Origin of the sequence: Sandaracinomonas limnophila (genome assembly GCF_004005965.1) — a bacterium.
Lineage (GTDB): Bacteria > Bacteroidota > Bacteroidia > Cytophagales > Spirosomataceae > Sandaracinomonas > Sandaracinomonas limnophila.
On the sequence record NZ_SACY01000003.1, the window covers coordinates 569335 to 582419 of the forward strand.

Genomic DNA, 13085 nt, shown 5'->3' on the forward strand with positions numbered 1-13085 from the left:
CTTCTTCATTATGTCAGATTCGATTAAACACGAATGTGGTATTGCACTCATCAGACTGCGAAAACCTTTCCAATATTATTTGGACAAATACAAAACCCCAACTTACGGACTTGGCAAATTGTATTTGATGATGGAAAAACAAGTCAATAGAGGACAAGATGGAGCAGGTGTTGCAAACATCAAAATAAATGTAAATCCAGGAAGTAGATATATCTCAAGATACCGCTCAGTAGAGCCTCAAGCAGTAGCCGATATTTTCGGAAAAATCAACAAAAAGTTCAGAAAAGCCCTAAAAACGGCTAAAGAAACCAAACGCGAAACAGGAATAGATTACACACATGATGCAGATTGGTGGCAAGAAAATGTGGCATTCACCGGTGAGGTTTTATTAGGTCATTTGCGCTACGGAACACATGGTCAAAACGAAATTGAAAACTGTCACCCAATGCTTCGCCAAAACAATTGGAGAAGTAGAAATTTGGTAATGGCAGGAAACTTCAACATGACGAATGTTGATGAACTTTTTGATAAATTAGTTTCCTTGGGTCAGCATCCAAAAGAAAAAGTGGATACCGTTACCGTGATGGAAAAAATTGGTCACTTTTTAGATGAGGAAAACCAAAGACATTTTGCACAAAACAAAGATTTGTATAGCAACGTTGAGATGTCAGAAGTACTTGCAGAAAAGATCGACTTAAAGCGTGTATTAGAGCGTTCTTGCAAAGATTTTGATGGTGGATATGCGATGGTTGGAATGACAGGTTATGGAGCTTCCTTTGTGGCAAGAGACCCTGCAGGTATTCGTCCTGCCTATTATTATGCTGATGAAGAAGTAGTGGTGGTGGCGTCAGAAAAACAGGCTATTAAAACCAGTTTCAATTGTGCTTATGACCAAATTAAAGAAATTACTCCTGGTCATGCATTAATCATTGACAAAAGTGGGGATTTCTCGGAAGAGCCATTTATAGATCGGTTGGAACAAAAATCTTGTTCATTCGAAAGAATTTATTTCTCAAGAGGTTCGGACCCAGATATTTACAATGAAAGAAAAGAATTAGGCCGTTTGGTGATTCCTCAAATTTTGGAGGAAGTAAACAACGACTTAAAACATACGGTGTTTTCATACATCCCCAACACAGCAGAGACTGCCTTTTTAGGCATGCTAGACGGCTTGGAAAACGAGTTGGCCAAACAACGCAAAAAGGCCATCATGGAAGGCGTTTTATTCGAAAAAGATTTGGATGAATTGTTAACCTTCCGTCCGAGAGTTGAAAAATTGATTGCGAAAGATGTAAAGGTTAGAACCTTCATTACCAATGATGCACAGCGCGACGACATGGTTTCGCACGTGTACGACACTACCTATGAGGTCATTCAAAAGAATGTAGACTCAGTTGTCTTAATTGATGATTCTATTGTTCGTGGAACTACTTTAGAAAAGAGTATTTTACAATTATTAGATAAACTTTCTCCAAAGAAAATCGTCATTGTTTCTTCTGCACCACAGATTCGTTATCCCGATTGTTACGGCATAGACATGTCGAAAATGAAGGAATTTGTAGCATTCCGTGCAGCATTAGAATTGTTACAAGAACGTGGCATGGAAAATATTTTGGACGAAGTAAATCTCCGTTGTTTGAATGCTATCGAAAACGGAACAGCTGATCAGGAAAACTTTGTAAAAGCCATTTATGCGCCATTTACAGATGATGAAATATCCAATAAAATCGCTGAGATTGTGAAGCCTAAGAATTTGAAAGCTGCGTTGGCCATTGTATATCAAACGGTAGATAATTTGCATAAGGCTTGTCCGAATCATTTAGGCGATTGGTATTTCACGGGCGACTTCCCTACTCCTGGTGGAAACAAGGTTGTAAACAAATCTTTTGTCAACTTCATGAAAGGAGTTGAGGTTAGAGCGTATTAGTAAACAACCAAAACCGCCCCATTTTCTGTCATTAGTCCCTTCTGTGGAAAATCCAGCGACTCATATTCTATGACCCATGCGTAAGTATCTTGTGGAACAAGTTTGCCTTGATAGGTGCCATCCCAGCCGTTTGAAGGCAATTCCATTTCAAAAGTTGATTTCACAAATTCAACAGGGTCATAATCTTTCTGGTAAAGTAGAATTCCCCAACGATTAAACACCTTAAAGGATTTAATGATCGTTCTATTTCTGTTATAGGTTCGAAACGTATTGGGAATATAGGTTGGCTTATCCAAAAAATCTTTTGTGGGCCAATTCCATTGAGGATAAAAAGTAGCAGGTTTAACTCCATTTAAATTGGGCCTAAAAACTGTGGGAGCAATAACCTTGGCATTACATTTATCATCCACAACAAATTCTCTCACCAATCTACAGCTATCATTGTCGGTAATTACAACATTGTATCTACCATCTCTATCAATATCTATAAAGTTTTTTATAAAGTTTGTGGGGTGGTCGCTCGGAATGGGATTAACTATATTTCCAGGCTGGGTTATTGTCCAAGCAAAACTTAGGTTTTGGGCATTTGGGAAAATGTCGAGTTTCTTTAAAGGGAATGGGTCATCCATGCAGATATTCCAATTATTCTGCGGTGGCAAATCGTTTTCTGTATAAAATTTCACCAGGGTACTTGATTTATCTGAACAACCCGTTGCTGGGTCTTTTATTTCCAAGGTATAATTTCCTGCACCGGAAGGAAATGGAATAGTAAGACTTGGAGTCGTTGTATTATTACTCCAATTATAAGAAATTGGAAAATCTCCTGGAACAAGTAAATCATTTGGTGGAACTGTAGGAACTGAGGTAGCTGCACTTAAAACAGGGATTGGGGTAATAGTATAATTTGGGAAATTACACGATGGACTATTTCCAAAATTTGCAGATCGTATGATATCAATTTGATTTTTTAATTTAAATGGGCGAAGGATTTGAATAAAAAAAACTTGGGCGTCAAGCACATAATCAGTAACACAATTATTAGTAACCTTTGCCACTAATACATAATAACCCGATTTAGTAGGGTCTAAATTAAAATCATAATTTGAAGTACTATTTATATCTATTATTGAAGAGCCTAGAGTAGTCATTGATATAGCTGCAGCATTATTTACTTCTTTTTGACCATTATTATTTAAAACATCCTTTAACATTTTAACATAATTTTTTCCGAAATAATACAACTCCCACTTGACAGATGTATTTTTATTTTTTTCACACAAGTCCTTATCCATTTTAAAGGAATAAGACAATCCTTTGCACTCCATACTTAAACTCGGCGGCCCGCCATCCTGATTATTTGATGTTACATTATTCGGCAGTCCTAAACCTAAACCAACTGGCAAAATGAGTGGATCAAAATAATTTAAACCAGCAGTTGTAGCGGATCCAGCATTATAAATCCGTGTATTTGGTTTATCAATTGAAAAAAAATGTTTTTCTCCGTTCCTTGAAGCATATAATTTTGTACCCCTTGCAGGATCTAATTGAATAGCACCAATTTTTCCTGGTGTGGACATAACATGTTTATTTGAAGCTATTACATTTGTAGTGTCAAGTAAAAATTGTAGAACATCTGAGCCACCCATTGGTTTATTGACTGAAACATAAAGTAATCTTGCATCAGGTGAAAAACAAACACCATTAACCTCCCCTCCTGAAATCGGAATATCTATTATTGTAGAATTATTTCCAACATCCATAACTTTGACTTTACCGGGTGGAAGAGCAATTGCTATCTTTGAATTGTCCTTTGACACATTCATATTCCCCAATTCCGCACCAACTATTGGGGAATTAATAGTTGTGATTGATTCTTTTGAAATCCCAGTTTCGTCTATTGAAAAATTTATTAATTTTTCACTGTTTTCACTAAGCGCATATAATTCGTAGCCTTTTGAGGTTGCAATGACACTTATTTTTTGCGATACTGCATAATTTAAAAGTAAATTGTCGTATTGAGGTTGATTCAGTAGGCCACCATGACCATTGTTTAGGGATAAATCAATCGTATGGAAAAACAACTTATTCTCTCCCCCAACTATTGAGGTTGTAATTAAATAATAAATTGAATTACATCCTTTACAATTCTTTTTAGGAATAATAGAAACCCCATTTGACATATTTATATCTCCATCAATTACCTCTCCAATTTTATTATTTTGATTATCATAAATTACTTTCCCGTTAGAATTTAATCCTCCAATTAAATAATTAGCCCCCTTGTTATTAATGGAATAATAGGCAACATTAGAGGGAGCAATATATGGTCCAGTGGCTGAATAAGGAGGCCGTCCATCCGTTGGAAAAATAACTTTTACATTATTACCTAAATCCCATTGAGGACAATTCACACAATTTAAAGGACTACTTCCACCAATGCCTGTAGGAACTAATGGTTTATTCGGATAACTACCACAAATCTTCACTTTACTTTTTGCTTCAATATAACAATTAGATAAATCACCATTTTCAAAAATCTTTACAGAATAGCATCCTTCTTTTTCTACTGTGATTTGAGAAAGACTTTCCCCATTTGGGAACCATCGAAAACTATGATTTGTATTATTATAAGCAGAAGGAACTGCCAAGGTAACTGTATTGGGACTTGTACCAGAACATAATTCCTTTAGGGTGTCGGCTTGATTATCATTTAAATAGATTTCACTGGAAATACCCCCAATATAAACAAGAGTATTTAATACAGTTATTGCCCCACTACTATTAATCACCACACTAGCATTAAAAGTACCTTTTGAGGTGAATTCATGTTTTAAAGATGAAATATTTGTTTGAGGAGCATAGGCCTGTGAATTGATGGTCCAAGTAAAGGTAGTACCTGTTGAAAATGGAGTAATTGATTTTACCTCTAAAACAGTATTTGTTTTTGAATTACAAGCATCCAAACAATTGTTTCTATAAACTATTGACTGCCCACTAACACTCCCTACCACCAGCAAAAATCCCAATAAAAAAAAGGTAAATTTTGTCATTCTTAGGCAATTCAAAATTGAAAAATTATATTCCAAATTACTACAAATTATTGATTTTAAGAAAATAAGGCGTAAATTGCTGGGCTTTGGCCTACAAATGAAGAGAATTTTAACCATATTATTTTCGACAATCCTGCTTGCATCCGCAACTCAAGTTGCTCATGCACAAGACCCCCAATTGTCGCAATTCTATGCCTCTCCTTTGCTCATTTCTCCAGCCTTTGCGGGTATCAACAATACCAGTAAAATCCATTTCATCCATAGAAATCAATGGCCAAATTTAAGTGCAAATTACCAATATTCCGCCATTAGTGCAGAATTGGCATTGCCAGAGAATAATGCAGGCCTAGGACTCGTATTGAGCAATGATGTGCAATTTTCCAACCTAAGAACTACCACTTTGGCAGGGCAATATGCATACCATCTGACTGTTTCAGAAGACCAATTCGTATCATTTGGTTTACAAGCAGCCTATGTAAATAAAGGATTAGACCTAAGTAATCTGATTTGGTCGAACCAAATGTTAGATGTTCTTACCGGCAACAGAGGAGCAACAATTGCACCAGATCCTATAATTTCAAATTTAATTCCCAATAAACACTACATAGATTTAGGTGTAGGTACCATGATCAATAGAGGAAATTCTTGGTTGGGACTTTCTGTAGATCACCTAAACAAACCCGACAAATCTTTGTTCCAAAACACCGGCATACCCAATTTTTTACCTATGAAATATTCTTTACAATTAGGTACAAAAATTATGTTAGAAGATCCTTATTATTCAACAGGAACTGTTGAAAACATGAAAAATGAGAAAAGTTTTTCACCTGTACTTCATTTCAAAAAACAAGGAGATTACGAGCAAATGGATTTGGGTGCGTATTTTACCTACTCTCCACTTACCCTTGGAGTTTGGTACCGAGGACTACCCTATAAAAAAGATATTCAAAACAAATTTGGCAGTAGTGAATCTATTGTATTACTCTTGGGTTACCACAAAGACAACTTTTCTGTCGGATATTCTTACGACACCACAATTTCATCGCTTGGTCCATCCAGCGGTGGTGCCCATGAATTATCCCTAAGCTACACCTTTGATTTCTTTGGAGACGCTAAAAAAGCCTTACGAAATAAATTATTTCAGAGGGGGTATGTGTGTCCGAGGCTTTAATAAAGTGAACAGAGTGAGCTAGTGAGCAGAGTGAGCCGGTGAACAAGTGAGCTAGTGAGGAAGTTAGCCAATGAGTGGGTGTACAAGAAAGTCAGTATGTGAATGGGTAAGTAAAATTGAAGCAATATTAAAGTGCAAAATTCCTTATTTGAGTTACTAGCTCACTAGGTAACTAGCTCACTAGCTCACTAGCTCACTCTGCTCACTGGCTAACTGGCTAACTGGCTCACTGGCTCACTTTGCAAACAAAAACCCAAAATACCTTGCCCCTTTCTTCGTATGCACCTCATGATGCACATAATGGGCTTTTGTGATTTTATTCAAGTAGGCATTTTTGCTTTTAAATTTAATTTTAATGCGACGGTGAACAATTACATCGTGAAATAGAAAATAACAAATTCCATAAAGTGTCACACCAATTCCCATCCAAAAAAGGAAGCTTAAATTGGGATTCAGATCTCCCACCACGATTAAAATCGTAGCAAATAATCCAAATCCGACTGAGAACAAATCATTTTTTTCAAATACATTTTTATGATGTACATGATGCGACTCATGCCATCTCCACATAAATCCATGCATGATATACTTATGAATCACCCAAGCTGCGCCTTCCATGGAGATGAATGTGAGTAAAGTAATTAGTACGGGGAAAAACATGATAAGTTGAAAGTTGAAAGTGGAAAGTTGAAAGTTGAAAACAAAAATAATCATAAACTATTAAACTGCCATAACCCATAACCCATAACCCATAACCCATAACTCATAATTCAAAAACTTTCCACTTTCCACTTTCCACTTTCCACTTTTTAGTATCTTTGTAGTTATGATTGATAAGAATTACGCCCCGCAAGAAATAGAAAACAAATGGTATGCATTTTGGATGGAGAACAAACTTTTTGCTTCCAAACCTAATCCAAATAAAGAACCTTACAGTATCGTAATTCCACCACCCAATGTAACAGGTGTGTTGCACATGGGACACATGTTGAACAATACCATTCAAGACGTTCTAATTAGAAAGGCGCGTATGGAAGGCAAGGAAGCATGTTGGGTACCCGGAACCGACCATGCATCTATTGCAACTGAAGCAAAAGTGGTGGCTATGCTAAAAGAAAAAGGAATCGAGAAAAAAGATATTTCTCGTGAAGAATTCCTTTCACATGCATTCGAATGGAAAGAAAAATACGGAGGAATAATTCTTGAACAATTGAAAAAATTAGGTGCTTCCTGCGACTGGGATCGTACGCGATTCACAATGGAGCCCAAATTATACCAAGCTGTAATTGATACGTTTGTTCGTTTATACAACAAAGGTTTAATATATCGTGGCGTTCGAATGGTCAATTGGGATCCACAAGGAAAAACAGCCTTGTCTGACGAAGAGGTAATCTACAAAGATGTACAAGCAAAATTGTTCCATATCCAATATCCACTTTCTGATGGATCTGGCTCTGTAACTATTGCAACAACGCGTCCGGAAACTATCATGGCCGACTCCGCCATCTGTGTGAATCCTGCCGATGAAAGATATCTACACTTGCATGGCAAAAAAGTAAAAATCCCTTTAATAGATCGTGAAATTAGCATCATTCCTGATGAATATGTAAGTTTAGAATTTGGAACTGGTTGTTTAAAAGTTACACCTGCCCACGATTTGAATGACTACGAATTAGGTTTAAAACATAAATTACCAGTAATCGACATTTTAAACGATGACGGAACCTTAAACGAAAAGGCGCAAATTTATGTAGGCGTTGACCGTTTTGAGGCAAGAAAAAGAATTGTCAAAGAATTGAACGAAAAAGGGTTTTTAGTTCAAACAGAAGAATACAAATCAACTGTTGGAACTTCAGAAAGAACAGGTGCTGTAATTGAACCCAAACTTTCCTTGCAATGGTTCCTTAAAATGGAGGATTTGGCAAAACCAGCTTTGGAAAATGTCATGAACGACAACATCCAATTGGTGCCTGCTAAATTCAAAAATACCTATCGCTCTTGGATGGAAAATGTGAGAGATTGGTGTATTTCTCGACAATTGTGGTGGGGACAACAAATTCCAGCATTTTATTTACAAGACGGCACGGTAATTGTTGCAAGCGACAAAAAAGAAGCCTTAAAAATTGCGCGTGAAAAATACCAATTATTTGCCTTAGTAGAAGACGATTTAACACAAGATCCAGACGTTTTAGACACCTGGTTCTCTTCTTGGTTATGGCCAATTTCTGTATTTGATGGCATTGAAAATCCAGAAAATGAGGAAATATCTTATTATTACCCAACCAACGATTTAGTTACAGGTCCAGATATTTTATTCTTCTGGGTTGCCCGAATGATCATGGCGGGATATGAGTGGAGAGGGGAATTACCTTTTAGAAATGTTTATTTAACGGGTATTGTGAGAGATAAATTGGGCCGAAAAATGTCCAAATCTTTAGGAAATAGCCCTGACCCTTTGGATTTAATTGAACAATTTGGGGCTGATGGAGTTCGTTCTGGACTTTTATTTTCTGCACCTGCAGGAAATGATTTATTGTTCGACGAAAAGCTTTGCGAGCAAGGCAGAAACTTCTCCAACAAAATCTGGAATGCCTTCCGATTGGTAAAAGGACTACAAATTGAAGAGGGAAATAATTTACCTGAGCATACCTTAGCCATTGAATGGTTCCAATCGAAATTCAACCAAACATTGGTGGAAATCCAAGACCATTTTAGCAAATTTAGAATTTCTGATGCTATTTTGGCCATCTACAATTTAATTTGGGACGATTTTTGCGGCAAGTATTTAGAGATTATTAAACCTGCATACCAAAGCCCAATCAGAAAGGAAACGCTAGAGGCAACCTTGAATATATTCGACCAATTAATGCGTTTATTGCATCCATACATGCCATTTATCACAGAAGAAATCTGGCAAAACATGGAAGAAAGAAAAGCGGGAGAAAGTATTTGTAGAGCTGAATTCCCAAAAGGAGGGCCATCAAACACCGGCCTTTTGTCACAATTTGAACAACTATTTGAAATCATTTCAAAGGTTCGGGAAATCAGAAACACGAAACAACTTTCGCCAAAATTGGCCTTGGCATTATATATCAAAACAAGTAATGCATCTCAATATGCTGCCATTGAACCAATTTTAATCAAATTGGCTAATTTGGAAAATGTTCAATTCACTGATAATGTAGTTTCAGATGCACAAACATTTGTAGTAAAAGCAGATCAGTTTTTTGTTCCTTTGGAATTAAACCAAGATCCGGCAGAGGTTAAGGCAGAGGCTGAAAAAGAATTAGGCTATTTGGAAGGATTTAAAAAATCTGTAGAGGCTAAATTAGCAAACGAACGATTTGTCCAAAATGCAAAGGCGGATTTAGTGGAGAGAGAAAGACAGAAATTAGCAGATGCTGTAAACAAAATAAAATCTTTGAAAGAAATTTTGGAAAAACTGGCTTAATGAAAATTAAAATAATTTTTATTGGGGTATTTTTAATCGGCCTAGCAGGTATATTTTCTTGTAATGAAAACAAGAAAAATACCATTGAAAATCCTGAAGTAAAAATCAAATTAGATGTATTTCATTTAGAAGAGGAATTTTTTGCTGCAAAATCTGTTGAAAGAATTGATTCAATTCTCTTTGAAAATTCAGATGTTTTGGAATTATATTTTAATACGCCAAAAGCCCAAAGAAAATCTTTAGCCAATGCCCTTTTCAACATTTATCAAAATAAAGATTTTAAAGACTTTTACAGTCAATCTAAACAAAAAGATTTTTTTGGCACAAATCAATGGCAAATTCAATTAGAAAATGCCTTCAACAAATTGGTGCAATTATATCCAAATATACCTGCACCAACCATCAAAACAGTATTTACGGGCTTTGGTGGAGCAGGACAATTCCCAGCACAACATTTAGTAGTTTCTGACACACTGATTATTATTGGATTAGATTATTTCATGGGTTCAAAAGGTAAATACATTGCTCCAGAGTTATACGATTACCAAGTAAAACGATTAGAACCCAACGGTTTAGCGGGACAAATTTTATTACAATATTCTTCGCTTGTTAATAAACACCAGGATGCAAACAGAACACTTTTAAGTGATATCATCTGGTACGGGAAGGCCCTATATTTTACAAAAAATCTAATACCTGAAATTCCAGATAGTACGTTATTTGGATACACAAGCAAAGAATTGTCCGAAGTAAATCAATTCCAAAACCAAATTTGGGAACATTTTATAGGCAATTCCTTGTTGTACAAAAGTGACTCTTACACAAAAACAAAATATGTAGGAGAAAGACCCAAAACACCTGAAATTGGACCTTCTTGTCCAGGATCTATTGGTCGATGGCTAGGTTATACAATTGTTGACCACTATCAAAAAAATAACACAGGTAAAAAATTAAGCGACCTCATGAAAATGGATGATGCTCAAAAGATTTTACAAGAATCAGGGTATCGGGGGAAGTCGGAAGAAAATAAATAACATGGCAAAAAGGCATGAAAGTTTTGGCGCAGGAGTTGATGCCAAAGATAAGATAAAGGTTAGTAAAGAAGGTATTTTAAAAGCCTTAAAAATCTATCGATTCGTATTACCTTACAAATGGACCTTTGTTTCGGGTATCATTTTTCTTGTTTTATCGAATTTAACTACTTTAAGTTTCCCACTTTTGATTGGAGAAATGACCAAGGTAATTGAAGGAAAATCCAACTACGACATAAATACTGTTACCTTATTTTTTATCAGTATTTTAGTTGTTCAGGCTGTTTTATCTTTTTTCAGAATATTTACCTTCACAAGAGTAAGTGAATGGGCTATGCGAGATATGCGTCAGGCTTTGTACGGGAAAATTATAACCTTACCAATATTTCATTTTGAAAAGCGTCGTGTAGGGGAATTAATGAGTAGAATTACATCTGACATCACTCAATTACAAGATGTTTTATCGATCACACTTGCAGAGTTCTTTAGGCAATTATTTACTTTGGTTGGAGGAGTTGCCCTCATCACCTATTTATCGTGGAAACTTACCTTGTTTATGCTTTGTACATTTCCATTTTTGGTTTTAGCTGCCATTATTTTTGGTAAATACATTCGTAAAATTTCCAAAAAATCACAAGATGAATTAGCGTATACCAATATTATAGTTGAAGAGACCTTACAGTCGATAACAGCTGTAAAAGCCTTTACCAATGAACGTTGGGAGGTAAACAGATACACAAATTCCTTACAAAAAGTAGTACAACAAGCATTATTGGCTGCAACATTTAGAGGAGGATTCGTAAGTTTTATCATCTTTGCCTTATTTGGTGGAATTGTGGCGGTGGTTTGGTTTGGGGCTAGATTAGTAGCAAATGGAGACATTATTTTAGCAGATTTATTAACCTTTATTTTTTACACAGCCTTCATTGGAGGTTCAGTTGGAGGATTAGGTGATATTTATGCACAATTACAAAAAACTATTGGTGCATCTGAGAGAATATTAGAAATCTTAAATGATCCTTCAGAAATTGAATTGGAAAACAATAAATCCATTGAAACCCCTTTATTTGGAACCATAGAATTAAAAGATTTACATTTTACCTACCCAAGTAGAAAAGAATTAGAAATATTAAAGGGAATTAATTTTACCATTCAACCTGGTCAGAAAATAGCAATTGTTGGACCATCTGGAACCGGAAAATCAACATTAGCACAATTATTAATGCGTTTTTACGAACCAAGCACAGGAGGAATATACTTAAATGGGAAAAATATAACTGATTTACCTGTAGAATCATGGAGAAAATTAGTAGCCATGGTACCGCAAGAGGTCTTATTATTTGGTGGGAGTATTCGAGAAAATATTGGATATGGCAATCCCAATGCAAGTCAGGAAGAAATAGAAAAAGCAGCCGAATTGGCCTTTGCAAAAGATTTTATTGAGGCCTTTCCTGAAAAGTGGGATACATTGGTAGGAGAAAGAGGAGTGAAATTATCTGGTGGACAACGTCAACGGATTGCAATTGCTAGAGCTATCTTAAAAGATCCTAAATTTTTATTATTAGATGAAGCTACAAGTGCTCTCGATTCGGAATCAGAAAAATGGGTTCAGAGTGCCTTAGAGGAATTAATGAAAAACAGAACATCAGTAATCATTGCTCACCGACTTTCAACCATCAGAAGCGCAGATATAATACTTGTAATGCAAGAAGGGAAGATAGTTGAAATGGGAAATCATGAAACTTTAATTGCAAAAAAATCAGGAGTTTACCAAAAAATGGTAAAATTGCAAGGAAATCAAATTATAGAATCAGTTGACAACAATTAAAGTAAAATTAGAGAAATTCAAATTGCGAACTACTCCTTGTAGGGAGGAAGTGCTACAATTATTTGAATTGAATCATTTTGCACAGAGTCAAGGAGAAATTGAATCTGAATTAGCGAACCAATTCGATCGAGTTACTATTTACAGAACCTTAAAAAGTTTTTTAAGTTCAGGATTAATCCACAAAGTATTAGATGATGAAGGAGGAGTAAAATATGCTCTTTGTAAAGAACTATGTCATCATCAAGAAGGAGCTCACCATCAACATGACCACGTACATTTTAAATGCATTCAATGTGGCCAGACAACTTGTTTAGAGATAGAAATACCTAAAATCAATTTACCTGAAGGGTATATTAAACAAGAGAGTAATTTATTGATACAGGGAAAGTGTTTTGGATGTAATTATGAGTTATGAGTTATGGGTTATGGGTTATGAATTTCTTAGATACTCAGATTCCCCGATTCCTCAATTCTCCGATTCCTCAATTCACCTATTCCTCAATTCTCCGATTCCTCAATTCTCCGATTCCTCAATTCCTCGATTCTATAAACACAAAAAGCCAACCCTTTCGGATTGGCCTTGAATAATACTTTGGAGCTTACTTACTTTCCCGGGTTTGATCCCAG

At 35.8% G+C, this 13085-nt stretch carries 8 protein-coding genes; 6 read left to right on the forward strand and 2 right to left on the reverse strand.

Going from position 1 to position 13085, the window contains the following annotated elements; translation table 11 throughout:
• Positions 1–10 precede the first annotated feature (10 nt).
• Positions 11–1927, forward strand: coding sequence for an amidophosphoribosyltransferase (locus EOJ36_RS08670; protein WP_127804387.1), 1917 nt, complete (start codon positions 11–13; stop codon positions 1925–1927).
• Here EOJ36_RS08670 and EOJ36_RS08675 read toward each other — a convergent pair.
• On the reverse strand, positions 1924–4977 hold the full coding sequence (locus EOJ36_RS08675; RefSeq protein ID WP_164847877.1) for a gliding motility-associated C-terminal domain-containing protein: 3054 nt from the start codon (positions 4975–4977) through the stop codon (positions 1924–1926). The two genes, EOJ36_RS08670 and EOJ36_RS08675, sit on opposite strands and share 4 nt — an antisense overlap.
• A 97-nt stretch (positions 4978–5074) precedes the next feature.
• On the opposite strand from EOJ36_RS08675, the gene EOJ36_RS08680 reads away from it, so the two are divergent.
• The gene (locus EOJ36_RS08680; protein WP_127804391.1) at positions 5075–6148 is read left to right on the forward strand and encodes a PorP/SprF family type IX secretion system membrane protein; all 1074 of its coding nucleotides are present in this window, start codon (positions 5075–5077) and stop codon (positions 6146–6148) included.
• A 234-nt stretch (positions 6149–6382) separates the two neighbouring features.
• Here the strand turns inward: EOJ36_RS08680 and EOJ36_RS08685 are convergent, their stop codons facing one another.
• The gene (locus tag EOJ36_RS08685; protein ID WP_317125908.1) at positions 6383–6862 is read right to left on the reverse strand and encodes a sterol desaturase family protein; all 480 of its coding nucleotides are present in this window, start codon (positions 6860–6862) and stop codon (positions 6383–6385) included.
• A gap of 112 nt (positions 6863–6974) precedes the next feature.
• On the opposite strand from EOJ36_RS08685, the gene EOJ36_RS08690 reads away from it, so the two are divergent.
• The 4 genes from EOJ36_RS08690 to EOJ36_RS08705 are packed head-to-tail and all read left to right on the forward strand — an operon-like array spanning position 6975 to position 12873.
• Entirely contained in the window at positions 6975–9599 is a 2625-nt protein-coding gene (locus EOJ36_RS08690) for a valine--tRNA ligase (protein ID WP_127804395.1), read from the forward strand.
• Positions 9599–10633 carry a gliding motility protein GldB-related protein gene (locus EOJ36_RS08695; protein WP_127804397.1) on the forward strand — a complete coding sequence of 345 codons (1035 nt, stop codon included), beginning with the start codon at positions 9599–9601 and terminating at the stop codon, positions 10631–10633. Before EOJ36_RS08690 ends, EOJ36_RS08695 begins: the two co-directional genes overlap by 1 nt.
• Position 10634: 1 nt before the next feature.
• The gene (locus EOJ36_RS08700) at positions 10635–12458 is read left to right on the forward strand and encodes an ABC transporter ATP-binding protein (protein ID WP_127804399.1); all 1824 of its coding nucleotides are present in this window, start codon (positions 10635–10637) and stop codon (positions 12456–12458) included.
• Positions 12445–12873 carry a Fur family transcriptional regulator gene (locus tag EOJ36_RS08705; protein ID WP_127804401.1) on the forward strand — a complete coding sequence of 143 codons (429 nt, stop codon included), beginning with the start codon at positions 12445–12447 and terminating at the stop codon, positions 12871–12873. Before EOJ36_RS08700 ends, EOJ36_RS08705 begins: the two co-directional genes overlap by 14 nt.
• The last annotated feature ends 212 nt before the right edge of the window (positions 12874–13085 follow it).

Excerpts from the sequence above, each read along its gene's own strand:
- EOJ36_RS08670 (WP_127804387.1), top strand. The coding sequence starts at position 11 with ATGTCAGATTCGATTAAACACGAATGTGGTATTGCACTCATCAGACTG.
- EOJ36_RS08675 (WP_164847877.1), bottom strand. The coding sequence starts at position 4,977 with ATGACAAAATTTACCTTTTTTTTATTGGGATTTTTGCTGGTGGTAGGG.
- EOJ36_RS08680 (WP_127804391.1), top strand. The coding sequence starts at position 5,075 with ATGAAGAGAATTTTAACCATATTATTTTCGACAATCCTGCTTGCATCC.
- EOJ36_RS08685 (WP_317125908.1), bottom strand. The coding sequence starts at position 6,862 with ATGATTATTTTTGTTTTCAACTTTCAACTTTCCACTTTCAACTTTCAA.
- EOJ36_RS08690 (WP_127804395.1), top strand. The coding sequence starts at position 6,975 with ATGATTGATAAGAATTACGCCCCGCAAGAAATAGAAAACAAATGGTAT.
- EOJ36_RS08695 (WP_127804397.1), top strand. The coding sequence starts at position 9,599 with ATGAAAATTAAAATAATTTTTATTGGGGTATTTTTAATCGGCCTAGCA.
- EOJ36_RS08700 (WP_127804399.1), top strand. The coding sequence starts at position 10,635 with ATGGCAAAAAGGCATGAAAGTTTTGGCGCAGGAGTTGATGCCAAAGAT.